At 43.2% G+C, this 25848-nt stretch carries 24 protein-coding genes and 1 pseudogene; 13 read left to right on the plus strand and 12 right to left on the minus strand.

Annotation, left to right across the window (positions count from 1 at the left end):
• Nucleotides 1–192 precede the first annotated feature (192 nt).
• A complete protein-coding gene (locus RMZ42_RS01935) occupies nucleotides 193–1005 on the minus strand; it encodes a RodZ family helix-turn-helix domain-containing protein (protein ID WP_322669794.1) in 813 nt (270 codons plus the stop codon).
• 29 nt (nucleotides 1006–1034) lie between these two features.
• The gene (locus RMZ42_RS01940) at nucleotides 1035–1793 is read right to left on the minus strand and encodes a pseudouridine synthase (protein WP_322669795.1); all 759 of its coding nucleotides are present in this window, start codon (nucleotides 1791–1793) and stop codon (nucleotides 1035–1037) included.
• Nucleotides 1794–1927: 134 nt separating this feature from the next.
• On the opposite strand from RMZ42_RS01940, the gene RMZ42_RS01945 reads away from it, so the two are divergent.
• Entirely contained in the window at nucleotides 1928–2641 is a 714-nt protein-coding gene (locus tag RMZ42_RS01945; RefSeq protein ID WP_322669796.1) for a DUF2993 domain-containing protein, read from the plus strand.
• Nucleotides 2642–2856: 215 nt separating this feature from the next.
• Here RMZ42_RS01945 and RMZ42_RS01950 read toward each other — a convergent pair whose 3' ends face one another.
• Together RMZ42_RS01950 and cbiT are read right to left on the minus strand one after the other, a co-directional pair.
• Nucleotides 2857–3744 (minus strand): phosphatidate cytidylyltransferase, encoded by an 888-nt coding sequence (locus RMZ42_RS01950; protein ID WP_322669797.1) that lies wholly within the window; start codon nucleotides 3742–3744, stop codon nucleotides 2857–2859.
• A 166-nt stretch (nucleotides 3745–3910) separates the two neighbouring features.
• Complete coding sequence (cbiT, locus tag RMZ42_RS01955; protein WP_322669798.1) at nucleotides 3911–4513, minus strand: precorrin-6Y C5,15-methyltransferase subunit CbiT; 603 nt, start codon at nucleotides 4511–4513, stop codon at nucleotides 3911–3913.
• A gap of 93 nt (nucleotides 4514–4606) precedes the next feature.
• Here cbiT and RMZ42_RS01960 point away from each other — a divergent pair, with 93 nt between their 5' ends.
• Together RMZ42_RS01960 and tatA are read left to right on the plus strand one after the other, a co-directional pair.
• On the plus strand, nucleotides 4607–6010 hold the full coding sequence (locus tag RMZ42_RS01960; protein ID WP_322669799.1) for a serine/threonine-protein kinase: 1404 nt from the start codon (nucleotides 4607–4609) through the stop codon (nucleotides 6008–6010).
• A gap of 81 nt (nucleotides 6011–6091) precedes the next feature.
• Nucleotides 6092–6265: a twin-arginine translocase TatA/TatE family subunit gene (gene tatA / locus RMZ42_RS01965; RefSeq protein WP_322669863.1), complete on the plus strand. Its 174-nt coding sequence runs from the start codon at nucleotides 6092–6094 to the stop codon at nucleotides 6263–6265.
• A gap of 48 nt (nucleotides 6266–6313) precedes the next feature.
• On the opposite strand, the gene cphA is transcribed toward tatA, so the two are convergent.
• Nucleotides 6314–9019, minus strand: a complete 2706-nt coding sequence (gene cphA, locus RMZ42_RS01970) for a cyanophycin synthetase (protein WP_322669864.1) — start codon at nucleotides 9017–9019, stop codon at nucleotides 6314–6316.
• A gap of 178 nt (nucleotides 9020–9197) precedes the next feature.
• Entirely contained in the window at nucleotides 9198–10061 is an 864-nt protein-coding gene (locus RMZ42_RS01975; RefSeq protein WP_322669800.1) for a cyanophycinase, read from the minus strand.
• A 654-nt stretch (nucleotides 10062–10715) separates the two neighbouring features.
• Here RMZ42_RS01975 and trmD point away from each other — a divergent pair.
• From trmD to RMZ42_RS02015, 8 genes are all read left to right on the plus strand, one after another.
• Nucleotides 10716–11468, plus strand: coding sequence for a tRNA (guanosine(37)-N1)-methyltransferase TrmD (gene trmD, locus RMZ42_RS01980; RefSeq protein ID WP_322669801.1), 753 nt, complete (start codon nucleotides 10716–10718; stop codon nucleotides 11466–11468).
• Nucleotides 11469–11499: 31 nt separating this feature from the next.
• Complete coding sequence (ispF, locus tag RMZ42_RS01985; RefSeq protein ID WP_322669802.1) at nucleotides 11500–11985, plus strand: 2-C-methyl-D-erythritol 2,4-cyclodiphosphate synthase; 486 nt, start codon at nucleotides 11500–11502, stop codon at nucleotides 11983–11985.
• Between the two features lie 61 nt (nucleotides 11986–12046).
• Nucleotides 12047–13831, plus strand: a complete 1785-nt coding sequence (locus RMZ42_RS01990) for an ABC transporter substrate-binding protein (RefSeq protein WP_322669803.1) — start codon at nucleotides 12047–12049, stop codon at nucleotides 13829–13831.
• 178 nt (nucleotides 13832–14009) lie between these two features.
• Nucleotides 14010–14798: a nickel pincer cofactor biosynthesis protein LarB gene (larB, locus tag RMZ42_RS01995; RefSeq protein ID WP_322669804.1), complete on the plus strand. Its 789-nt coding sequence runs from the start codon at nucleotides 14010–14012 to the stop codon at nucleotides 14796–14798.
• A gap of 106 nt (nucleotides 14799–14904) precedes the next feature.
• Entirely contained in the window at nucleotides 14905–15111 is a 207-nt protein-coding gene (locus tag RMZ42_RS02000) for a hypothetical protein (RefSeq protein WP_094348493.1), read from the plus strand.
• A 103-nt stretch (nucleotides 15112–15214) separates the two neighbouring features.
• The gene (gene argH / locus RMZ42_RS02005; RefSeq protein ID WP_322669805.1) at nucleotides 15215–16600 is read left to right on the plus strand and encodes an argininosuccinate lyase; all 1386 of its coding nucleotides are present in this window, start codon (nucleotides 15215–15217) and stop codon (nucleotides 16598–16600) included.
• Nucleotides 16601–17687: 1087 nt separating this feature from the next.
• The gene (locus RMZ42_RS02010) at nucleotides 17688–18182 is read left to right on the plus strand and encodes an NUDIX hydrolase (RefSeq protein WP_322669806.1); all 495 of its coding nucleotides are present in this window, start codon (nucleotides 17688–17690) and stop codon (nucleotides 18180–18182) included.
• 210 nt (nucleotides 18183–18392) lie between these two features.
• Complete coding sequence (locus RMZ42_RS02015) at nucleotides 18393–19235, plus strand: alpha/beta hydrolase (protein ID WP_322669807.1); 843 nt, start codon at nucleotides 18393–18395, stop codon at nucleotides 19233–19235.
• Here RMZ42_RS02015 and RMZ42_RS02020 read toward each other — a convergent pair.
• From RMZ42_RS02020 to RMZ42_RS02030, 3 genes and pseudogenes are all read right to left on the minus strand, one after another.
• A pseudogene (locus RMZ42_RS02020) lies at nucleotides 19227–19691 on the minus strand (type II toxin-antitoxin system VapC family toxin). The gene RMZ42_RS02015 and the pseudogene RMZ42_RS02020 overlap by 9 nt on opposite strands.
• An 8-nt stretch (nucleotides 19692–19699) precedes the next feature.
• Nucleotides 19700–20152 (minus strand): hypothetical protein, encoded by a 453-nt coding sequence (locus RMZ42_RS02025; RefSeq protein ID WP_322669808.1) that lies wholly within the window; start codon nucleotides 20150–20152, stop codon nucleotides 19700–19702.
• 27 nt (nucleotides 20153–20179) lie between these two features.
• Nucleotides 20180–21040 (minus strand): pantothenate kinase, encoded by an 861-nt coding sequence (locus tag RMZ42_RS02030; RefSeq protein ID WP_322669809.1) that lies wholly within the window; start codon nucleotides 21038–21040, stop codon nucleotides 20180–20182.
• Nucleotides 21041–21149: 109 nt separating this feature from the next.
• Between RMZ42_RS02030 and RMZ42_RS02035 the strand changes: the two genes are divergently transcribed.
• Nucleotides 21150–22874: a diflavin flavoprotein gene (locus RMZ42_RS02035; protein ID WP_322669810.1), complete on the plus strand. Its 1725-nt coding sequence runs from the start codon at nucleotides 21150–21152 to the stop codon at nucleotides 22872–22874.
• Between the two features lie 98 nt (nucleotides 22875–22972).
• Nucleotides 22973–24685: a diflavin flavoprotein gene (locus RMZ42_RS02040; RefSeq protein WP_322669811.1), complete on the plus strand. Its 1713-nt coding sequence runs from the start codon at nucleotides 22973–22975 to the stop codon at nucleotides 24683–24685.
• Nucleotides 24686–24769: 84 nt separating this feature from the next.
• On the opposite strand, the gene RMZ42_RS02045 is transcribed toward RMZ42_RS02040, so the two are convergent.
• Genes RMZ42_RS02045 through RMZ42_RS02055 form a run of 3 tightly spaced genes read right to left on the minus strand, consistent with a single transcriptional unit; the run spans nucleotide 24770 to nucleotide 25758 of the window.
• Entirely contained in the window at nucleotides 24770–25207 is a 438-nt protein-coding gene (locus tag RMZ42_RS02045; RefSeq protein WP_322669812.1) for a putative toxin-antitoxin system toxin component, PIN family, read from the minus strand.
• The gene (locus tag RMZ42_RS02050) at nucleotides 25204–25470 is read right to left on the minus strand and encodes a hypothetical protein (RefSeq protein WP_322669813.1); all 267 of its coding nucleotides are present in this window, start codon (nucleotides 25468–25470) and stop codon (nucleotides 25204–25206) included. The genes RMZ42_RS02045 and RMZ42_RS02050 overlap by 4 nt, the downstream gene beginning before the upstream one ends.
• A gap of 57 nt (nucleotides 25471–25527) precedes the next feature.
• On the minus strand, nucleotides 25528–25758 hold the full coding sequence (locus tag RMZ42_RS02055) for a hypothetical protein (protein ID WP_322669814.1): 231 nt from the start codon (nucleotides 25756–25758) through the stop codon (nucleotides 25528–25530).
• Between the last annotated feature and the right edge of the window lie 90 nt (nucleotides 25759–25848).

Raw genomic sequence — 25848 nt, forward strand, 5'->3', positions numbered from 1 at the left:
GGAGCAGGGAAGCAGGGGAGCAGGGGAAGCAAGGGGACAAGGGGACAAGGTGACAAAAGTTTAGAACTTACAACAAGTCTTTCCCCTTGTCCCCAATTCTCCTTGTCTCCAAGTCCTCTTTCCAATGCCCAACGCCCAATGCCCAATCCCCAATCCCCAATCCCCAATGCCCCATGCCCCATGCCCCATATTTCAAAATTTAGGTTTCGCAGCAATCCTAACTTCTTCCTCTTTCCCTGGCTCTCCCATTTCCTTAGCTTTCTCTTGATTGACGCTCACCAAGACACCACCAGCATTATCAGTTTTCACTGTCAGTTGCTCTTGGGCTTTCCAAACTCGGTGAGTTCCCTCTGGCAGAATACCCTCAAACTCGGTTTTGCCATCGGCTACTATACGAATCCAAGATGAGGCTTTCAAAGTTACACCAACCTGTACAACCTGTCCCTTTTGGACACCGTTGAGGGTATCGCTGACAGGTTGTACCTGTGTTGACTCTTTTAGTTGAGCTAGTTCTGGTTTAACAACAGACTTTTGTTTTGGATATTGCTGGTTTGGGCTATTACTTGCTTGTAGTAAAGCGTTATTTAATAACTGAGATAACCCATTTACAGAGCATACTATTAGCAATATGTAAAGAAAGTAAAGATGAATCGGACGTAGTTGAGCCAGGGGTGAAGTATTCCCCTTACTTAAAGGACTAACTTGGGCAGAACTGACCGGAAAAGTGCCAGAAAATTCGACTCCATTCAAGCCGAGTGCATCGGCAAATTGTCTGATCAAACCCTGAATATAGACTGGTTCTGGTAGATCGTTTAAATTACCTTCTTCGATCGCCTGCAATAATCGTCGGGGAATCCTGGTCAATGCAACCACTTGCTCTAGAGATAAACCCTGTTCTTGACGCAATGCCCAAAGTTGAGCGCCTAATTCTGCCAACTTTTCGGCTCGTTGTTCCTCTAATGAAAGTGATGGCTGGTGCTTATTCTTCTTTCTTAGCCATTTCATGCCTACTGACACTCCTTAACTCCACTGAATCAATAATTAGGTTGCGTTATTTGATCTTGCAAAAAGCGAATTTCATAATCTTTGAGGGAACGATATTTACCCTCTGACAAAAAGGGTTGCTTTGGAGTTTGTAATTGAATTGGGCCGATAGCAGTCCGATGCAGCTTGATTACTGGGTATCCTAACTGTTGAGCTATACGGCGAATTTGGCGATTTCTTCCCTCCTGCAACACTATTTCTAAAACGCTTTCTTCGGTACGACGTTCTATTAGATGTACCTTAGCGGCCCTGGTTTTTCTACCCTCCAACATCACACCTTGACGCCACATCTGTAGTACTGTTTCTGGAGGATGTCCTTTGACCAAAACATGATATGTCTTGGAAATACTATGACGTGGATGGGTTAGTCCAAATGTCAGTTCTCCGTCATTGGTCAGGATTAATGCTCCTGTAGAGTCTGCATCTAAACGGCCAACTGGGTGAATACCTGAACCCTCCCGTAATTCTTTCGGTAGTAAATCTAGGACTGTTGGTCTTTGATGAGGGTCGTAGCAAGTGGAAACCACTTTCGGTGGTTTGTGCAGCAATAGATATATTAAAGCCGGACGCTGCTTTTCGGATACAGACTGACCATCAATTGCGATCGCATCTTTTTCGGGATCGACTTTTTGGCCTAAATGTGCCAATACCCCATTAATCCGCACCCGTGAGTGCCTAATCATTTCTTCGGCTTCACGACGTGAGGCGATACCCCATTGAGCAAGAATTTTTTGTAACCGTACCTCCATGTGGAAATTGCTTATTTATTGTTATCAATTAAATGATATTTGCATTTTGTAGCGAGTAGGCATAAATGTTACATTTAAAGCTTATTTAATTTCGGTTCGGTTGTTGAGCAAATACTCTTAAACAGATTGGTTAAATGCCAGAGCAAAATCCCCAAACAACAAGTGGAAATAAAATCCGCATAATTACGCAAGTACTCACAACAGCAGTCAAGCTTTGGTTGAGAGCGCAGGTCAGCCAAATATCGGCATTAGAAGTGGAGATTAAAGCTAGCGATCGCCAACTTTTCTCTGGACGCATTCCTTTGGTATCTGTTTTTGCTACTCATGCAGTTTATCAAGGTCTCCTAATTACCCAAATTCAATTAATAGCAGAAAATATTCGGATAAATCTTGGCTCCGTACTCAAGGGAAAACCCCTGCGACTGTTAGAAACAGTACCAGTGGTTGGCAATTTGATCGTAGATGAGAAGGATCTTAATGCTTCTCTCTCATCAGACTTATTATCGACTGCTTTGAGCGATCTATTGGTTAAGGTTTTACCAAAAGGTTATCCCCAGTCACAACCAATCAAGTGGCAAGAAATTATCCTTGGGAACAACCAAATTATACTGCGAGGTTTGAGAGTAACCAATAGCGAAACAACGCCTCTAGAGATTTGTCTAGGCTTACAATTACTTAGTGGACATGAGTTGCAACTGGTACATATCCCAATCAAGCCAGACCAAGGAGATATATTAAAAAACAATTATGAGTACAATCTCGATCTTGGCTCAGATGTCGATATCCAAGAATTAACGCTGATCCCAGGAAAGCTGGTGTGTCGTGGGCGGATTAACGTTAACCCTTGACGGATCTCACAAATTAAAAAATATTAATACCCTATTTTAAATGATGTGGCGTCTAGTGGAACAAGAGCAGGGGTGCAAGGGGGACAAGGGGGACAAGGGGGACAAGGGAGACAAGGAGGAATTATTGAATAAATCTTTTCCTGTTCTTCCCCCTCTTCCTTGTCTACCCTGTCTCTTTTTAATGCCCAATGCCCAATGCCCAATGCCCAACTCACCTATTTACTAAGTAGTGGCAAAAGTAATGTCACAAAATAGTAAACCAAAGGAGCAGTAAAAATATAACTATCGGTACGGTCTAAAATACCACCATGACCGGGGATTAATTGCCCAGAATCTTTAACTCCAGCATCCCGCTTGAGCATAGATTCTGTAAGATCCCCTAAAAGACTAGCAATGCCAATCAGCAAACCCAATGCTAAACCAGTGAACGGGGATTCAGGCAAGTGAAGATAATAAGCTCCCGCTATGGCTACGGCAACACTTGAAGTAATACCAAAGACAGCGCCTTCAACAGTTTTTTTCGGGCTAATGTCAGATAGACGCGTTTTCCCAAAGAATTTGCCAATGGTGTACGCACCGATATCAGCTGCCCAAATACACAAAAAAGTTAGTAATGTGGCTGTAAAACCTTGTGCTAAAGAAGCGGAATTTGCTTTTTCCCAGAAATCTGTCCAGGTTGTGGGCCAGTAACCTCCCAAAGGGAGATTGCTAAAAGCAGCGCTATCAATTGCTCGTAACCGCACCCAGTAACTTGGTAAATAACCGACGTAAAATAGCCCCATAATAGAAGCGGAAACATCAGCGATCGTCGCAAATTTGGGTTGAAACAGCAGGTAAAAACAAATAAGTGTGCCAGCTATTGGCATCACAGCGTCAGCTAAACTGCCATCAAGGGTACAAATCACCAGCAATACTTGGCTGACAGCCATAGTGGTTTTAGCGGCGGGAGCGATGCCTCTGGCTCGCACCAAATTAAAATATTCCTGTTGACCCAAAAAGATGATAACCGCAAAGATGATGGTAAAGTACCAACCCCCAAAAAGGGTTGCAGAAAGAGCAAGAGCGATCGCAACAATTCCACTAATAATCCGAGACCAAGGCATAGAAGTATTGGGTACTGGGTATTGGGTACTGGGTACTGGGTACTGGGTATTGGGTATTGGGTATTGGGTATTGAGTATTTGGAAAACTTTTTCCCATCTAGTCCTAGTCCCTAGTCCCCAGTCCCCAGTCCCTAGTCCCTAGTCCCTAGTCCCCATGCCCCATTCCCTAATCCAGTTTCTCACCACTGAGGATAAAAATGGGATCGACGGCGGTAAAGGTTTGAGAAAAGCCGCGTGTCTCTAGGCGGTTAACCGCAGATTGGACGACTTCGATATTTCTAGCCCTTAATAGGGAAAAGCTTTGGGAAATAGCATACAGACTTTCTAGATTAGCAGCTGTGGCTACAACCCGACCGGATGGCGGCAAATAATGCCAAGCTGCTTGCAGTATTTCCTGAATGGGGCGACCTCCCTCGATACAAACGCGATGAGGGGTAATTTTGAGGTCATGTAAACATTCTGGGGCGCTGCCTTCAACAACTTCGACATTTTTCACATCAAAGCGATCGCAGTTACGCTTGATCAGACTAGCTACTTCTTCATCCCTTTCGATAGCGATAATCTGTCCGCCTGGACACAATAGCCCCACCTCTACCGGAATTGTACCCGTCCCTGCACCAATATCCCACAACACGGAATCTGATTTCAGCCGCAGTTGGGCAATCAATAGCAGTCGGACTTCTCGCTGGCTCAGGGGAATTCCTGGCAAATGCTCAAATAATTCATCGGGAATACCAGGGGTAATATAAGGCCAAAGTTGGGAGGGCATAGAATTACGCAATTATACTAAAGATATCGATTTGCCAAATTGAAAAGCTATCAGCTATAAAACTTTTCAACGGTAGCATTATAAGAAAACATAATGATTGGTGAAATATTAGGCGATCGCTACGAAATTCAGCAGCTATTAGGAAAAAAAGCAGGGCGACGGACGCTATTAGCTCGTGATTTGCAAACTCAGAAATTAGTTGTCATTAAATTACTCTCTTTTAGCAGTGACTTTGAGTGGGATTCACTCAAGTTGTTTGAGCGAGAAGCTGAAACTTTAAAAAACCTAGCACATCCCTCAATTCCTGGCTATTTAAACTATTTTGAGGTAAATTTACCAACCATCAAAGGATTTGCTCTAGTACAAACTTATATCCCTGCACAAACTTTAGAGCAATGCTTACAAACTGGGCGGACTTTTACCGAAGCTGAAGTCAAACAGATAGCCAAAGCACTTTTAGAGATTCTTGTTTACCTACATGAACTACATCCGCCTGTAATTCATCGTGATATTAAGCCTAGCAATATTTTATTGGGGGAGCGTTCTGGAAATAGTGTCGGTCAAGTTTATTTGGTAGATTTTGGCTCAGTGCAAACAGTCTTGGCTAGCGAAACCGGGACAAGAACTGTGGTGGGAACTTATGGCTATATGCCACCAGAGCAATTTGGCGGACGCACTGTTGCAGCATCAGACCTTTATAGTTTAGGCGCAACTTTAATTTACTTGGTGACAGGTACTCACCCAGCCGATTTACCCCAAAAAGATTTTCGCATTCAGTTTAAACAACTGGCTAATCTCAGTCCCAGCTTTAGCAATTGGTTAAAGTGGATGATTGAACCTAATTTAGAACGGCGTTTGAGTTCAGCTAACCAAGCACTCGCAGCTTTAGAGAAACCACTACCAACAAACTTGCCTACTTTAGTTGTTGGCAAACCAGATGGCAGTAAGATTCAACTAACCAAAAATTGGGATTTTCTAGAAATTATCGTTCCACCATCTGGTTTTGATCCATCAATAATATTTACAGGTTTATTTGCGATCGTCTGGAATTCATTTATTCTCTTTTGGACAATTGGCGCACTTTCAGCACCTTTTCCTGTCAACATCCCCTTTGCGTTGTTTTCACTTCCATTTTGGGGTGCTGGCTTGATGATGGTGTATAAATTTTTCTTTCATTTTTTTGGACGCATTTGCTTACGCCTGAATCCAGAACAAATTTCCCTAACTTGGGAATTGTTTGCTTGGAAATTTTATCGTCCCCGTGCATCGCCAAGACAAAGTATTAATAAATTAGTTTACATTCCCAAACATTTTACGAAAGATTCTGAAGGTACGAGAATTGCCGTTCCCGCACAATTGGATATTTGGGTAGGAGTAAAAAAATATCAACTTGGTGGTAGTGATGGTGCAATTAAATCGGAAGCGGAACTGGAATGGCTAGCTCAGGAATTAAGCGATTGGTTAGGTTTGCCAATTACCAATCCAATTAGAAGTTAGTTGCATTGATCGGTGGCGAACTTATGGGATGTGAGCCATCAATGTCTATATTTAATTACAGATGCCTTAGAGGAAATTTATATGTTTGGACTGGGATGGCCAGAAATAGCTGTAATTAGCATAGTCGCTATTCTAATTTTCGGCCCAAAAAAAATTCCTGAACTGGGAACTGCACTGGGTAAAACCCTAAGAGGTTTTAAGGAGGAGATGAAAACTCCCAGCGAGGAAACCAATCAGGGAGAAGAAAAACAGTAATTAAAAGAGTCAGGAGGAGCCAGCATCCTGCTTTCTCCTGATTCCTGGCTACAGTAAGGTATTCACCACAGAAGAAGGCGCGATCCCATTTTGGGAATCGATTATAGTTGTGCCGGAATTTGGTTGGTGTATCTCTTCCTTGGCTAAACCACGCAGCTTAATTAACTTAATGGCGCGAGTAACGCTTTCTGGCAAAATCACCACCAGGCTGTTATCAGGAGCCATATCTAAGCCTTTATTGATTGCTTGGGTTTCATCCAGAATTGATTCATAGCGGCTATCAGGCTTAACTTCTGTGATGCCTTGAATAATCAACTGGGCGGCTGAACCCCGTAAGCGTCCGCGTGTATCATCGTCTTCTTTGATGATGATGTAATCAAAAATTTGCGCTGCTAATTTACCCAAAGTAACAAAATCTTCGTCGCGGCGATCGCCAGGGCCCCCAATTACACCAATCCGTTGTCCTGTAGTCCAGTTCCGCACAAAGGAACCTACAGCTTCGTAACTGGCTGCATTGTGAGCATAATCCACTAAAGCGTGGTAGTTGCCCAAATTAAATAGATTCATTCGTCCCGGTGTTTGACTAACTGAAGCCCGGAAGGTTTTCAAACCAGCACGAATCTGCTCAATTGTGACGTTTTGCACAAACGCTGCCAAACTTGCTGCTAAAGCGTTGGCAATCATAAACGGCGCACGTCCGCCCATTGTTAAAGGTATATTTTCTGCTCTTTCTATGCGATGTGTCCAGTCACCTTTAACAATTGACAAATAGCCATTCTCATATACTGCCGCAACTCCACCCTTTTGGATGTGCTTTCGCACTAATTCCGAATCGGGGTTCATAGTGAAGTAAGCAATATTAGCTTTAGTTTTTTCTGACATCGCAGCGACGCGGCGATCGTCGGCATTGAGTACCGCATAGCCATCAGGGAATACAGCTTCTGCCACTACACTTTTGAGGTTAGCTAACTGCTCAATGGTATCTATATCGCCTATTCCTAAGTGGTCGGCGGCTACATTCAATACTACTCCTACATTTGCGGCTTCAAAGCCCAATCCAGAGCGGAGAATGCCACCGCGAGCCGTTTCTAGTACTGCTACTTCTACCGTAGGATCTTGGAGGATGAGATAGGCACTTTGAGGGCCTGTATTATCGCCAGCTTCTACTAAGTAATCACCGATGTATGTTCCGTCGGTAGTAGTATAACCTACTACTTTTCCAGTTTGTTTATAAATATGTGCTAGTAGTCGAGTCGTGGTGGTTTTGCCATTAGTACCCGTGATGCTGAGAATGGGAATTTGGCTAGATTGCTCGTTAGGAAACAGCATATCCATCACTGCACCAGCGACATTGCGGGGAATACCTACACTTGGGGCAACGTGCATCCGAAAACCGGGAGCAGCGTTAACTTCGACAATCACGCCATCCACTTCCCGCAGAGGACGGCTAATATCTGTGGTGACGATATCGAGTCCGGCAATATCCAAACCGATAATCTTGACTACTCGTTGTGCTAACCACAGATTTTCTGGGTGAATTTCATCGGTGCGATCGACGGCACTACCACCTGTACTCAAGTTGGCTGTTGCCCTGAGATAACAAATAGTGCCCTTGGGTGGCACGCTATTTAGGGTGTAACCTTGCCTTTCTAGCAGTTGGTAGCTGGTGCGGTCTAGTTCAATCTTGGTCAGGACGTTATCATGTCCTTCACCGCGATTTGGATCGAGGTTTGTTTCTTCAATCAGTTCGGCAATGGTGGATCTGCCGTTGCCAATGACATGAGCTGGGACACGTTCGGCTACTGCTACTACTTTGCCATTTACCACCAGTACCCTGTGGTCGCGCCCAACGTAATATCTTTCGACAATAATTGACCGAGAAACTTGTCTGGCAGCTTCATAAGCAGCCTCAGCCTCTTCCCAACTTCTGATATCAATGGTGATCCCACGCCCGTGATTGCCATCTAAGGGCTTGATGACGATGGGATAGCCGCCAACGAATTCAATGGCTTGTTCCAAATCGTCTAAGAAGTTGATTACTGTACCTCTGGGTACTGGCGCACCAGCAGCAGCAAGGATACGTTTAGTGGCTTCTTTATCGCAAGCTAGTTCTACGCCCAGAATGCTGGTGTTGTCCGTCATTGTCGCCTGCATCCGCTTCTGGTTCACGCCATAGCCTAGCTGAATCAAAAAGCGGGCTTCCAGCGCCATCCAGGGAATACCTCTTTTTTCTGCTTCTTTGACGATCGCTTCCGTAGAAGGGCCTAAGGAAGCATCACGAGAAAAGTCTTTCAGGTCTTGGATATCTTGCTCTAGTTCTGCCTTGGGATAACGGCCTCGATCGACAATACTCTGGCATAGCCGTACTGCGGCTCGTCCAGCGTAGCGTCCCGCTTCCTCATTCAGGTACTCGATTACTACTTGGTAAATTCCGGGTGTGGCAGTTTCGCGGGTGCGACCAAAGCCGACATGCATCCCAGCTAATTCTTGGAGTTCTAAGGCTACGTGTTCTACTATGTGGCCGATCATAGTGCCTTCTTTGACTCGCATCAGAAAACCACCGCGACAGCCAGGCGAACAATAGTGACCCTCCAGACTTGGCAGCGCCTCAACTAATCCTTCATAAAAGCCAGGGATTTCATTCGAGGGCGTCTCGCCAAGGTTTTCTAAATCGAGGCGCATGACGATCAGTTTGTGGCGTCGAATGCTCCAATAGTTTGGGCCGCGTAATGTCTGGATCTTGAGAATTCTCATGGGAATAGGTAGATGGAGATTCGGAACCAAAATTCTAGTTTCTTACTGGAATTGACCGCTAAACTGTTCGTTAAAAACAGTTTTTTCTTTTTACATGGTATTCTTATCATTTTTCTTTCTACGGTAAGAAATAATAAATGTGCGGTCAACTCAGTGTAACCTCAGATACTCTATCCCGTCAGCTGGAGATTCGGTGTACAGCAGGCAATACAGTCCGCTGGTACAAGTGGAAGCGATCGCCTAAGCTGAGGATATGAAGACGTAAATTATGTACGGTTAAAGGTTCATTAGCACCGACATGGGGTTCGTTAGTATGGGTCAGTTCGGTGGGATCGACAATGGTGACACTGCCTTTACCCATAACTTGTAGCCAACCATCACGTTCAAACACTGCACAAGTATCTTCGTCAATGCCAATACCTAAGCGATCGGGATGAGCTGCGATCGCACTAATCAGTCGCCCCATCCGATTACGGTTGTGAAAGTGTTGGTCAACGATTACTTCAGGAATAAATCCCAAACCCGTTGCCATATCCACTAGGGAACGATTGGGCGTCTCTCCACTCCCGCCGCCAGCAATCATGTGATGCCCCATCACCGCCGCTCCTGCACTGGTGCCTGCTAACGTAAGTTGCCCCGCCCTCACCCGCTGACGAATAATTTCCATTGCTGGCGTATCTGCCAAGACGCCACAAAGACGCAGCTGGTCTCCTCCTGTCAAAAATACCCCACTACAGGCTTCTAAGGATGCTTTGATCTGGGAGGCTTCACACTGTTCTCGTTCGCGGATGTCTAAAATCTCTACCTTCTGGGCACCCATTTCTTCAAAAATGCGAATATACCGACCACCGATGATGGCAGGTTCGCGAGAGGCAGATGGAATAATTGTAATATAAGCCTTACTAGCACCAGCGCGTCCAAAAAAAGTTCGTAGGATTTCGCGCCCATGAACTTTATCTTCTGCACCTCCGATAACCAGAACGGCGGTTTTAGTTGCTTGGGGTGTCCTCATTTCTAGCGATTTAGCTTGTAATTGCGGCATTTTGGTTCTCCTGTCAACAACTTCAGGAGCCATCGCCTTGGTGTTCGCATAGCGTCTCCGTCAGGAGAGGCAGCACGGTCTTGAGGGTTTCCCCCATGAGCGACTGCCGTGCATGGTTCCCCGGCTTGTGGCGAATGGCGTGTGAATTCAACAAGGTTCAGTTGCTGATAATTTTTGCGCTTTGCAACTTTTGAGAGGACACTTTTTGGAAGTTTGGAACTGGGGAAAGCCACTCTCCAAATTCTCGCTTCACGCTCGCATTGCCTCAGTCTAAACGTGTTTGTTCCCATTCCTCTCTGGCCAGCGCCTTGTTTTTCATCTGTCCACTTGCAGCAGGGCAAAATAGTCTTTGAGTAGCTAGATTCCCCCTTTAGAGTTGGGGAAAAGCAGTTAAGACTACGCTTTTTTCTGAGGCTGGCTCGATGCATCCTGGAAGTTGTTAACTTGATATGATTATTAATTTAAATGTAGTTGTGACAACATTTAAACATAAATTAAGTAATTAGAAAAACTTTTGATCCCATCTAAAATCCAGGAGGTCTGGTAGTTTTAGATACTATTGATAAAGTTTAACTGGAGTTTAACCCGACCTTGGCTTGCTGGTGTTTGCTAGACATTCAAATTTAAGATTAGTGTCCTCGAATACGAATAACTGTGCGCTTTGATATAGTTACGCTTTTTCCTGACTGTTTTAACTCTGTTCTCAATTCTGGGCTGCTAGGTAAAGCCTTAGCCAAACAGATTGCCGAAGTGCATCTGATTAATCCACGGGACTTTACCACTGATAAACACCGAAAGGTAGACGATGAACCCTACGGCGGCGGCGTTGGGATGCTAATGAAGCCAGAACCTATTTTTACCGCCGTGGAGTCGCTGCCGATTCTACCCCGAAGAGAAGTAATTTTGATGAGTCCACAGGGTCAAACAATTAATCAAGCTCTTTTGAAAGAATTGGCGACAAATTATGACCAGTTAGTAGTTATTTGCGGGCATTACGAAGGAGTGGATGAGAGAGTGCTGCATTTGGTAACTCGTGAAGTATCTTTGGGCGATTTTATTCTGACTGGTGGAGAAATTCCAGCAATGGCTTTGATTAATGGCGTAGTGCGGCTAATACCAGGAACCGTAGCCAAAACTGAATCTTTGACAGCAGAAAGTTTTGAGGAGGGGTTATTGGATTATCCCCAATATACTCGTCCTGCGAATTTTCGCGGTTTGAAAGTGCCTGATGTCCTGCTCAGTGGGAATCATGCAGCGATCGCTCGATGGCGTTACGAACAACAAATTCAAAGAACCCGCGATCGCCGCCCCGATCTCCTGGAGAAATTGATGCAGGGGGAGCAGGGGGAGCAGGGGGAGCAGGGAAGCAGGAAAGCAGGGGAGTATGGAGAGAAGAATAATTTATAACTCCTGACAAATGACAAATGACAAACGACAAATGACAAAAATTCGTATTGGTAACGGCTACGATATTCATCAACTGGTGAGCGATCGCGCTTTGATTTTAGGTGGAATTCAAATTCCCCATGAACTGGGTTTATTAGGGCACAGTGACGCTGATGTGCTAACACACGCGATTATGGATGCCATGCTTGGGGCATTATCTTTGGGCGATATTGGTCATTATTTTCCACCTAGCGATCCCAAATGGGCGGGAGCAGATAGTTTAGTACTATTAACTCAAGTACATCAACTGATTCGCGCTCAAGGCTGGCAGATCGGAAACATTGACTCGGTGATAGTAGCAGAACGTCCAAAATTAAAGCCGCATATTGAGAATATGCGCGACAAACTAGCGGCGGTTTTAGAATTACAACCAAATCAAATTGGCATCAAAGCTACAACCAATGAAAAATTAGGCCCTGTTGGCCGTGAAGAAGGTATATGTGCTTATGCTGTCGTCTTGCTAGGTGCTTCAGAATAACTTTCTTTAGCTTCTAATAAAGATATTCAAGACTGATTAGAATGTAAATAGATTAGTAATTATGAACTTTTTTAGACAAATATTTTTGGCAATTAAACGTTTTTGGCTGCCAATAATTTTTACTTCAGCAATAGCATTTACAGTTACCGCCTGCAACCCAGCTAACTTTAAAAGTCCCGCTGCTCAAGTACCGCAATTAGTAAGTAGCATTCTCAGCGATCCTAAAACTTTTAACTACCCCCTGAGTCAAGAGTTTCCTAATGTTTTTCCTTTAATTTACGAGGGGTTAATTACCCAAAATCCAATCACTGCAAAAATTGAGCCAGCATTAGCTGAATCCTGGCAAATTTCTGATGATAAATTAAAGATTGTTTTTACCCTACGCGAAGGGTTGAAATGGTCTGATGGTCAGCCACTAACAGTAGATGATGTGGTGTTTACCTACAACGATATTTACCTTAACGAAGCAATTCCTACAGATGTGAGAGACGGTTTGAGAATTGGTGAGAGTCGGAAGCTACCCACTGTGCAAAAAGTGGATGAGCGCCGGGTTGAGTTTATCGTACCAGAACCCTTTAGACCTTTCTTACTAAATACAGGTTCGCCAATTTTGCCTGCCCACATATTGCAACAATCAGTAAAAATCAAAGACCAAAATGGGAGTCCGATTTTTCTGACAAAATGGGGTGTTGATACTCCTCCCGACCAAATTATTGTCAACGGCCCTTACAAAATAGAGCGCTACGACACAAGTCAGCGTGTGGTCTTCCGGCGCAATCCCTACTACTGGCGCAAGGACGCTCAAGGTAATTCCCAACCTTATATTGAACGGGTAATTTGGCAAATTGTGGAATCAACAGATACCTCCTTGCTGCAATTTCGTTCTGGCGGGTTAGATACTGTAGGAGTGTCACCAGATTACTTTTCTTTGCTAAAGGTGCAAGAAAAACAGAGTAATTTCACAATTTATAATGGAGGGCCAACATCTGCTACATCGTTTGTTTGGTTCAATCTCAACAAAGGTAAAAGGGACGGAAAACCACTGGTAGATCCAGTTAAATCTCGGTGGTTCAATAATGTGCAATTTCGGCAAGCTATAGCTTATGCAATTGACCGCCAAACGATGATTAATAATACTTTTCGCGGCTTGGGTGTAGCACAAAATTCACCGATTTCTGTGCAAAGCCCCTATTACCTTTCCCCTAAAGAGGGGTTAAAAGTTTACGATTACAATCAACAAAAAGCGAAGGAATTACTGCTAAAAGCAGGATTTAAGTACAACAACAATCAGTTAGTAGATTCTCAGGGAAATCGCGTTCGTTTCTCTTTGCTTACTAATGCTGGAAATAAAATCCGTGAGGCAATGGGATCGCAGATTAAACAAGACTTGAGCAAAATCGGCATTCAAGTTGATTTCACGCCGTTGGCATGGAATACTTTTACTGATAAAACTTCTAACTCCTTGGATTGGGAAGCTTCTTTGATGGGTTTGACTGGCGGATTAGAACCGAATGACGGAGCTAATGTCTGGGCACCTGAAGGCGGATTGCACATGTTTAATCAGAAACCCCAAGCAGGACAAAAGCCGATTCAGGGTTGGGAGGTTGCTCCTTGGGAAGCGGAAATAGGGAATCTTTACATTCAAGCTGCACAGGAATTAGACGAAGCTAAAGTTAAAGCGATTTATGCCGAAACACAGCGGATTACTCAGGAAAATTTACCTTTTATTTACTTGGTTAATCCTTATTCATTATCAGCGGTGCGTAATCGTTTTGAAGGCATTAAATTCTCTGCTCTTGGCGGCGCATTCTGGAATATTGAACAAATTAAAGTAACAGAAGATTAGGCATTGGGCATTGGGCAAAACAGTTCCTTTAGCGGAAGCGGGGCGTTTAGCTCGTTCCGAGTTCCTAGTAAATAAGTAAGATTCACAACTCAGCACTCAGCACTAATTACTATTGAGGGGCATGGGGCATTGTTTATTCACAAAAAACAAATGACAAATGACAAAGGAAAAATGACCCATGACCAATGAAAAAACTTTGCGATCGCTCTTAGAAGGGGTTGCTAATGGTAAAGTTACGCCAGATACGGCATTAGACTCACTCAAAGATTTAACTTATGAATCTGTAGGTGAATTTGCCAAAATTGACCATCATCGCCAGCTAAGAACTGGTTTTCCAGAGGTGATTTGGGGCCCTGGTAAGACTCCCGACCAAATTGCTCAAATTATCGAGGTGATGCGCCTCCGCAATCCGGTGGTGATGGCAACTCGTATCGAACCAGCAGTTTATACCGTACTGCAATCAAAAGTTAGCGGTTTGCGATATTACGAATCGGCGCGAATTTGTGCGATCGCTCCCCCTACCATCGAACCACAATTTGCAGGTGAAATTGGCATTCTTTCTGCTGGTACTGCCGATTTAGCCGTTGCTGAAGAAGCGGCTGTCACTGCTGAACTTTCTGGTTTTCGGGTACAGCGTCTCTGGGATGTTGGTGTTGCTGGAATTCACCGTTTGCTGAGTAACCGCCACCTGATTGAATCAGCATCAGTGTTGATTGTCGTGGCGGGGATGGAAGGCGCTTTACCCAGCGTTGTCGCTGGTTTAGCGAGTTGTCCTGTGATTGCCGTACCCACCAGCATCGGTTATGGCGCAAGTTTTGGTGGTTTAGCACCTTTATTGACAATGCTTAACTCTTGTGCTGCGGGAGTAGGCGTAGTCAATATCGATAATGGTTTTGGTGCAGCAGTTTTGGCGGGGCAAATTTTGCGGACTGCCGAGAAATTGCGGTTGGCATCGGCTGCATCTTGAGTTAAGACATTGAAGTTATATCTAATATTTCAGTAAATATCAGTACTTAATGTAAAAAATGAACTGATACTGGAATTTTTCAGTCCTAACTTCTTAATTACCAAATATGAGCAATTACAGCGATTTGACATCTCAGTTACTTTGGCATTTGCCTGTAAATTTGACGGCACTAGCACAAACAATCACCGATCCAAACGTTATGGGTCAGATGCAAAAAGCTTGGAGCCACTTTATACAAACAGGTCAAGTGTGGGCATTGTTGATTGGTTTAGTCATTGGCTATATGATTCGGAATCTAACTAGCTACGGTTAAATTTAAAAGTTAGGAGTTGAAAGTGAGGAGTGAGAAGTTAGGAGTCAAAAACTCATAACTCCTCACTCTTAACTCTTAACTATCGCCCACCTTTTGATAATTTATGACCAAAAAAGAAACTTGGAGCCAGCGGTTTGAATCAGCGTTGCATCCAGCGATCGCTCGTTTTAATGCCAGTATAAGTTTTGATATTGAATTAATCGAATATGACCTGACTGGTTCTCAAGCTCATGCCAAAATGCTTGCTCACACGGGTATCATCTCTCCAGAAGAAGGAGAGCAACTGGTTGCCGGTTTAGAACAAATTCGCCAAGAGTACCGCCAGGGGAAATTTCAGCCCGGTGTCGATGCTGAAGATGTGCATTTTGCAGTTGAACGCCGACTGACAGAAATTGTTGGCGATGTAGGTAAAAAGCTGCATACAGCGCGATCGCGTAATGACCAAGTTGGAACCGATACCAGACTCTATCTCCGCGACCAAATCCAACAAATCAAAAGCCAATTACGAGAATTTCAAAGTGTTTTACTTGATATAGCCGAAAAGCACATTGAAACTCTGATTCCTGGCTATACCCACCTCCAACGCGCCCAACCCCTGAGTTTAGCTCACCACCTCTTGGCATACTTTCAAATGGCGCAACGCGACTGGGAACGCTTAGGAGACGTTTCTCGCCGCGTGAATATTTCACCTTTAGGATGCGGTGCTTTAGCGGGAACTACTTTCCCCATTGATCGCCACTACACAGCCAAACTATTGAATTTTGACGATATTTATGCTAATAGCCTCGATGGAGTGAGCGATCGCGATTTTGCGATCGAATTTTTGTGTGCTGCTAGCTTGATTATGGTTCACCTCAGCCGCCTTGCAGAAGAAGTCATTCTTTGGTCATCTGAAGAATTTCGCTTCGTCACCCTCAAAGATAGCTGTGCTACAGGTTCCAGTATCATGCCTCAAAAGAAAAACCCTGATGTTCCAGAATTGGTGCGGGGAAAAACAGGACGTGTATTCGGTCATCTCCAGGCGATGTTAGTCATTATGAAAGGGCTACCCCTGGCATATAACAAAGATTTACAAGAAGATAAAGAAGGTCTATTTGATAGCGTTAACACAGTCAAAGCTTCTCTAGAAGCGATGACGATTTTGCTCAGAGAAGGCTTAGAATTTCGTACCCAGCGGTTAGCATCAGCTGTAGCGGAGGATTTTTCTAATGCTACCGATGTAGCAGATTATTTGGCAGCACGGGGCGTTCCTTTTCGGGAAGCTTACAACCTTGTGGGTAAGGTAGTAAAAACTAGTATTGCCGCAGGTAAACTCCTAAAAGATTTAAAATTGGAAGAGTGGCAACAAATACATCCGGCATTTGCAGCAGATATTTATGAGGCGATTTCCCCCCGTCAAGTTGTTGCTGCCCGCAACAGTTACGGAGGTACTGGCTTTGTTCAGGTAAACAAAGCACTCATAGCCGCCCGTGCTCAAATTGCTCAATAGAGGGATTGGGAAACTGGGGAGTAGGGACAAGGGGGACAAAAAAGATAAGGGAGACAAGGGGAATAACTAATGCCCAATGCCCAATGCCCAATGCCCAATGCCCCAATCCCCAAAAATAAATAAGGGCGTACAAATAAATGTGCGCCCTAAAAGGTAAATAACCCAAACAATAAGGATTTAGGCAGACAACTTATTCAGTGTCAGCTGCTGCTGCGCCTTCTTCTTCCTCACTCTTTGGTGGTCTTTGTTGGAACCTTCTCTGCATTCTTCCTGTCGTAGTCCGTTTACGAAACTTTCTGGCATACGCCTGGTTACGTAGCGCCTTTTCTTTTTTCGGGTTACGGCGCTTGGCCATGTTCACCTCTATTAATAAACAACAAAAAAGTAGCAACTAGGCATCACGTAGGCAATATTAGTTACCAATGTTATTGATATACTTTTAACCTAGTGCAGCAATAAATACGCTTTAAACAGTGTACTAGTCTATCGCATTATACCTAACTTTGTCAATAAAAATTCTGAATTATCTCCACTAGCAAGACGAAAAATATCTTTTATTAGATTCCAATGTGTCAAATAGATTGTAAAATAGCTCACTAGTTGTTGTTATAGAAACAAACCAATTTTATTAATAAATAATTCAGTAATTAGTCATCAAAACTTAGCAGGCATAGGTGAATTTAAGCATGAAGTCTAATATTTGATTGAGCGATATTTAAATTAAGAGGAGATCTTAAACTCTAGTTAATTGCCTCTTATAAATTCAGATATTCAGAATTTTGGATTTTGACTTATTATTCATATTTTTTTATGTTTACTGAAAAACTATAAGTGATAGCTAGTTTCAATACCACTAATGCTTGCCATAAACTAAAAATATACTTGATTCAATAAATAGTATGTATATATAAATACAGTGCTTCTATTGAAACTTGATGTTAGAATCGATAGTATTCTACGTAAATCGTAAGAATAAAATCTCAACCCACAAACATTTTTGTATAAAATAAAACTCAACCAAAATTTTATTAGTTGAGCTTATGTAAGTGGTAGGGAAATATAGAATACAACACATAAATTTTGAAGATTGAACGTTATTGCTTTTTTTCCGGCAGCTGTCGAGTCCACACGTAGCTTATGGCGTATTGGACAAACAGTATTGGGTATAATATTTCGTCATCCCATTACTGGCACTAGTATCATCCCAATTTTACCCGATGGTCGGATTGTACTGATCCGACGGCGCGACAATGGTCTTTGGTCATTGCCTGGAGGGATTGTAGATTGGGGAGAAGATATTCCCAATACAGTGCGCCGGGAATTAATGGAGGAAACCGGGCTAGAATTGGTGAAAATTAACCGTTTAGTAGGAGTTTACTCTGCACCAGACCGCGATCCCAGAATCCATTCAATTTGTATTGTGGTTGAAGCCGAGGTGCATGGGACAATGGAGATTCAAGACACCTTAGAAGTCATGGAAATCCAAGCTTTCTCTCCCAGTTTACTACCTTCAGGAAAGATGTCTCACGACCATACTCGGCAGTTGCAAGACTACTTGAATGGTTTGACAACATTGGCATAATAATATTTTGTCATTTGTCATTTGTCATTTGTCATTGGTTATTTCCACCAAGGTTATGATTTAAGGAATCCTATCTCCTCTACGATAGGCTTCCCCAAGGAGACGCTAAACGAATTGCACCACACCTTTGTGTTTGTAATTTGACTAATGACTAATGACTAATGACTAATGACTATTTATTATGATGCTAAAAGTTAACTACTAAATAAAATGGATACACTATTGCGTAACTCCCGGAGAAAGCTCTCTCAAGGGCTATTATTCTGGCGTGAAGTCGGTGAAAAAACTCCTATAATTTTTTTACATGGTGCTTGGAATGAGAGCAGTCAATGGTTATCTGTGATGGAATCCCTTGCACAAGATTTTCATTGTTTTGCACCTGATTTGTTAGGGTTTGGTGAATCAGAAAATCCTAATATCTATCATTCGATAGATTTACAAGTTGAGTGTTTAGCTGAATTTTTGCAAGCTGTGAAGCTAGAAAAAGTATATTTAGTGGGGCATTCTCTTGGGGGTTGGATTGCTGCTAGCTATGCTTTAAAGTATCCAGAGAAAGTTGATGGTGTGGTACTGCTAGCACCAGAGGGCGTAGAGATAGCAGGACAAGAAGAGTATTGTCAGAAAATGCGGCGATTATTGAATTATCCACCACTAGTAGTTAAATTGTTGCGATCGCTCAGTCCTTTGACTAAAATCCTAGGTTGGCATGAAAAAATTGCACAAGACTTGCAGTTGCGTCAATCGCTATTGCCGTATCCCATAGGTTGCCAGTTACTTTTCAAACGGCGACAAGTAGAAATTGAGGCGGAATTACTGCAAAAGCAGCTTTACATGATAGATGTCCCAGTTTTTATTTTACAAGGTGGCCAAGATACTCCAGATGCTTTAGCTAGAAGCCGTGTTTATGCTCAACTGATGCCGAAAGTCGAGTTGAAAATGATTGCTCATGCCGGAAATGACTTGCCAGAATCTTGTGCTGAGGTTGTGGCGAGCGAGATTCGGGAGTTTATTCAAGGTATTTTAAAAAGTCATAATTTCAACGAATTAAACTAGCTCATTCAGGGTTTGTTGCCAATCCACTACACATATTCCTTCGCTCTCAAACCGTGATATGTGTTTCAAGTTTGTTGTCACAACTATGACCTGATTAAAACTCCTTAATTAAAGAATTGCTTGAGTAGCAAGAATTACATCACCATCCAAACTTTCATTGCTTGCTGTAGGCTTCCCCTGGTTTCGTACCCATGCCCATAATTCGGCTGCTTTTCGCATCGTTTCGGGAGTCAGTGGGATGAGACAATCTTGGCTAAGTTTGTTGAGGCGATCTATACTCTTTTGTTTTCCTTGTCTCAATAGTTCACGCCGAAGTTCATAATCAGCTATTTCTGGCACACGTATAACAGTTTCGGTTTTCTGTAAAGATTTCAACCACTGTTGGACTTTTTGGTTTACTTTTGGATGTGTTACTTGACTCAAAGGATGAGTGTCTAGCAATATGGCTCTACCCATCTAAGTTTTTATAGTGATAACTGATTTTGGTTCAAAGCTGTCTCAATCTGTGGGTATGTTTGCTCATCGTATCCAGATTCATCAGCCATCCATTCGTCAACCAGTTTTATTACCTTTTCTAAGGAATCATCCCCTTTTGCTTCCGATTTAGAAAATTGGACAACTTGATATTCATCTAAATTAATGTGTTCTAAGTTTCCTGAGATAATAGCGGATCTGATCTGACCTCTTATACTCGACCCCGGAATCATAGGGGGGAATACAGCAGCGATATCAATGTCTCTCGTTTCACTAGAAACAGACATTGCTCTTTGATAGCTTCCAACACTCAAAATATTGAACAGTGGAGAAGATTTTTCCTCAATCAACGCATCGATTATTGCCCTAAGTTTGAAAAGATCCACTAAAGAAAGGGCAGCAAGTTGTTGCATAATTACATAAAGCGATGATGCTTTGGGCATAACTTCCCTATGGGTAAACTTCTCTCTTCATTTTATTCCATCTGTACTATCACCCATTACTATTTCGCACATTCCCCAAAAAATCAAATTTGCTTCCACAATTAAACGATCTGCAATTTCAGGATATAAAGCTTGCAAATAGTTAATTAATAAAGTGCGATCGCCCCCTTTAATTGCAATATTACCATGAGGAAATAACTGCCACCACGCCTCAATAAAATCTTTAATTCCAGCTAATACTGTGTAAATTATCCCGCTTTGAATTGCTTCTTTAGTATTGAGAGCAAAACGTGCTGGTAGAGACGGAAAATTTTGCATTTCTACTAATGGTAATTGTCCTGTTTTTTGACCGAGAGTTGCAAATTGCAAGCCTAATCCCGGCAAAATTGCACCTCCAACTAGACACTCATTAGCATCCGCAGCCGTGAAAGTTAGCGCTGTTCCAGCATCAATTACCAACATCGGAAAACCCCAAGTTTTCGCCGCACCCCACAAAGCTAAAGCGCGGTCAATTCCTAGTGTGGGATACACGCCTTTTAGTGGTATTTGGTCTAAGGTAATAACGCGAACATTTGGGTAAGTTTGCCAAATAGCAGTTTGACTGGGAACTACTGAGGCAAGGACAACAGGGCACGGGGGCAGAGAGACAAAAGCGCAAAGGGGTGGAGTATTTGTGAGAAAATTACTTTGTTGATGGCTTGGAGAAATTGCCAGCAATAAATCATCTAGGGTTTGAAATTCAGTTAGATGTTGTATGACAGACTCAGCAAGATAGTCGGTATCCCAAGCTGAGTAAAGTGTCTCGCCAATAAACAATGCCCAATGCAGCCGCGAATTACCAATTTCCAAGGCTAGCCAAATTTCCTCTCTGTGCCTCTGTGGTTTCACACTTTTAACTTTTTTAAGTCAACTATAGGTTTTTTAATAAAAATTAACATTAAAGCCGTGTAACAATAAAAGAAGAGGAAGAAATACTCATTGTGTCAAGGAGGGAGTTATGGTAGCACTCACAGAAAAAACTGAAAAACGGCTCACCATACAGACTGTAGAGATTGCTCAAGAGACAACGGCTATTCGCTCTTTGGATTGGGATCGCGATCGCTTCGATATTGAGTTTGGTCTGCAAAACGGCACCACTTATAACTCGTTTCTCATTCGCGGGGAGCAGACTGCCTTAGTTGATACCTCCCACGAAAAATTTCGCCAACTATACTTTGATACGCTCACCGGATTAATCAACCCAACAGAAATTGATTATTTAATTATCAGCCACACGGAGCCAGACCATAGCGGTTTAGTTAAAGATTTGCTGCTTATGGCTCCAGAAATAACCGTTGTCGGTTCTAAAGTGGCGATTCAGTTTCTGGAGAATTTGGTACATCAGCCATTTAAACGGCGGATTGTGAAAAATGGCGATCGCTTAGATTTGGGCAATGGGCATGAATTTGAATTCGTGATTGCTCCAAATTTACATTGGCCGGATACCATTTTCAGCTTTGACCACAAAACCAAAATTCTCTACACCTGCGACGCTTTTGGGTTGCACTATTGCTCAGATAGCACCTTTGATGAAAACCTGGCAGCGATCGAAGAAGACTTTCATTACTACTACGATTGCTTGATGGGGCCCAATGCCCGATCGGTTCTATCTGCGCTGAAGCGGATGGCGGAACTGAAAACGATCGACATGATTGCCACAGGGCACGGCCCATTATTATCTCACAATGTAGAAGAACTAGTTGGACGTTACCGCACTTGGAGCCAAAGCCAAACCAAGGCAGAAACAATAATTGGGATATTTTACGTTTCTGAATACGGATATAGCGATCGCCTAGCGCAAGCAATTGCCAACGGTATCGGTAAAACCGGTGTCGCAGTGGAAATTGTCGATTTGGGATCTGAAGTCGATTTACAAGAACTGCGGGAACTAGTTAGCCGTTGTGCTGGACTAGTCGTTGGATTACCTCCGGCTTCTGGCGCTGCGAACATCCAAGCTGCACTCAGCACTGTTTTAGGATCGACCAAAGAAAAGCAAGCTATCGGCGTATTTGAAACCGGTGGTGGCGATGATGAGCCAATAGATCCTTTGGTGAGTAAATTCCGCAATTTAGGTTTGACAACAGTTTTTCCACCAATTCGGATTAAACAAACGCCGACAGAAAATACTTACAAGTTGTGTGAAGAAGCGGGTACAGACTTAGCTCAATGGGTAACACGCGATCGCAACATCAAAGCGATGAAATCCCTTGGTGCTGACTTAGATAAAGCACTAGGTAGAATCAGCGGTGGGTTATATATTATTACTGCTAAAAAAGGCGATGTATCCAGTGCGATGCTAGCCTCCTGGGTTGCTCAAGCTAGCTTCAAACCGTTGGGATTCTCGATTGCAGTCGCCAAAGATCGGGCAATTGAATCACTCATGCAAGTAGGCGATCGCTTTGTTCTCAACGTTTTAGAAGAAGGCAATTTCCAACCATTAATGAAACACTTTTTGAAACGGTTCGCCCCTGGCGCAGATCGTTTTCAAGGTGTGAGAACTCAGCCAGCCGAAAATGGTGCGCCCATCCTCAACGATGCCCTCGCCTACATGGAGTGCGAAGTCATCAGCAGAATGGATTGCGGCGACCATTGGGGAGTATATAGCACAGTCTACGCCGGAGGAGTTTCTAAACCAGAAAGTTTGACTGCTGTGCATCACCGTAAAGTCGGCAACCATTATTAACAAGGGGAGCAGGGGAGCAGAGGGGCAGGGAGAATAATTAATAAGCAATGCCCAATGCCCCATGCCCCATGCCCCATGCCCCATTCCCCAATAAAGCTATGTCAAAAAACAAACCCCGTGACGTTCAAGTTTTCCCGATTGCGACAGATACGAGAATACTGCGATCGCGCAGTTGGTCAAGGCTGAGATTTGAAATTGAATATGCTCTTGCTAAGGGTACAACTGCTAATTCTTATTTAATTGAAAGCGAGAAAACCGCCATTATCGATCCTCCAGGGGAAACCTTTACGCAAATTTATTTAGAAGCTTTGCAACAACGTTTCCATCTTGAAGATTTAGATTATGTAATTTTGGGACACGTAAATCCTAACCGTGCTGCAACTTTAAAAGCTTTATTAAAAATTGCCCCGCAAATCACCTTTGTGTGTTCTAATCCAGGGGCGAGAAATTTACGTGCGGCGTTGGAAAATCAAGATTTGCAAATTCTTGTGATGCGGGGCGAGGAAACTCTAGATTTGGGTAATGGGCATAATTTAGAATTTATTCCCACTCCCAATCCCCGCTATGCCGATCAACTTTGCACCTACGATCCACAAACAGAAATTCTCTACACAGATAAGTTATTTGGGGCGCACGTTTGTGGAGATCAGGTATTTGATGAAGGCTGGGAAGTATATAACGAAGATCGGCGCTATTATTTTGATTGCCTGATGGCTCCCCACGCTCGTCAAGTTGAAACAGCGCTGGATAAACTGGTCGATTTTCCTGTGAGAATGTATGCCACTGGACACGGGCCTTTGGTGCGCTATGGCTTAATCGACCTAACCAAAGCTTATCGGGAATGGAGTCAACAGCAAACATCTGCTGACTTGACAGTAGCGTTAATTTATGCATCAGCTTATGGAAATACAGCCACATTAGCCCAAGCGATCGCTCGTGGGATCACAAAAGCTGGTGTTGCCGTAGAATCGATTAACTGCGAATTTACGGAACCAGAAGAAATCCGAGCGGCTGTCGAAAAAGCGGGTGGTTTCATCATCGGTTCTCCCACTCTCGGCGGTCATGCACCGACACCCGTGCAAACAGCTTTAGGGATTGTGCTATCCACCGCTACTAACAATAAACTCGCCGGTGCTTTTGGTTCCTTTGGCTGGAGTGGGGAAGCGGTTGATTTAATCGAGAGTAAATTAAAAGATGCTGGCTATCGGTTTGGTTTTGATACCATCCGCGTCAAATTCAAACCCGACGATGCCACCTTACAATTATGCGAAGAAGCTGGAACCGACTTTGCCCAAGCACTGAAGAAAGCGAGAAAAGTGCGATCGCCAAGTCAACCTGCAACAAATGTAGAACAAGCAGTTGGTCGGATTGTCGGTTCTCTTTGCGTTCTTACAGCCAAAGAAGGCGATCGCGCCAGTGCCATGTTAGCCTCTTGGGTGTCTCAAGCCAGCTTTAGTCCACCTGGTTTAACCATCGCCGTTGCCAAAGATCGGGCAGTAGAAACACTGACGCACACAGGAAACAAATTTGTCCTCAATATTCTTAAAGAAGGGAATCACCTGGGATTGATGAAGCACTTCCTCAAACCTTTTGGCCCAGGACAAAACCGATTTGCTGATGTCGCCGCCGAAGAAGCTGAAAGCGGTTCTCCCATACTTACGGATGCTCTAGCATATCTCGAATGTTCCGTACAAAACCGGATGGAATCTGGCGACCACTGGCTGGTTTATGCGACTGTCGAGAGTGGCAAACTGTTGGATACTGATGGCGTTACAGCCGTGCATCATCGCAAGTCGGCAACTCATTATTAATTAGGGACTGGGTACTGGGGATTGGAAAATTCTTCCCCAGTGTCTATTACGTACAGCTATGTGCTTTCCGTAGACTATTAATAATTATGAATTAATATTAGACCTTTCTGGAAAATAACGTATCAGAAAATCTTGTGGTGTCAAAATGGAAATTCCATTAAACTCTATTAAAACCAATAAATCTAAATCACCAGTAATAATTGCTTCAGCATTTGCAGCAATAGCCGCAGCCAGAACTATAGTATCTTTTGGATCGCGTAATTGAGGAGCGCTGACAGAAACAGTTAGACAAAATTGGAGTACATCTTTTGTAGCATTAATTATATCTTCTACTCTTAAATTTAAAGACTCGATTTTAGACTGAAATTTTGGACGGCGCAAAGTAGTTTCTAACTCTAAAAATAAAGCATCAGATGCAAATATAGTTATTTTCTGCTCCTCTGCCAGTAGCAAAACTATATCTGGCACTCCTCCCCAAAGTAATCCTGAAATCCAAACATTTACATCAACTACAACCCTCATGTTTCAGTCCAAAGTTCTTGCCTAACTTCCTTGACTATTTGATTAATTTCTTCGAGAGTTGGTTGATTTGGATCTGAACCAGCCTGCATCACTCGTTGCCTTAATTCTTTTAATGTTAATCGGTTGTTTGTTTTTTTAAACACAATTTCATTTTCGGTAACAAATACTTCATATTCTGTACAAGGCTGAAGCTTTTCCAAAACCTCTAGAGGAATTTCTAGCTTTCCATCAGCTGTGACTTTGGCAATAATAGTTGTGTTCATAATCTAAATCTTCAGGTTTGATTCGATTTTATCCTTTTCTTGTTCTACATTTAGTGATTAAATAGGAACCTCAGCTTCCGCCACAAAAGCTTCTAGGACTGGTGATTGCTCTTCTAAAACCTCTTGACCAAATGTCTCGATATGGCAGTGGATAGCAGATTTAACATCAGCTAGTGCTTGTTCATAGCTGTCACCTTCGCCAACTACAACCCCCTTGATACCCAAGGGATATACTACGTAACCGTCATTATGTTTTTCAACAATAATTTTTATTACTCTCATTGTCATATAAAAGAACGGCTGAAAAGTTCGGGGGAAGGTAAGACTTAAGCACAATAAATCTCCAACCCCCTTAAAAATTTTTCTCTTAGTTCGTGG

This window comes from Nostoc sp. DedQUE05 (genome assembly GCF_034530955.1).
GTDB lineage: Bacteria > Cyanobacteriota > Cyanobacteriia > Cyanobacteriales > Nostocaceae > Nostoc.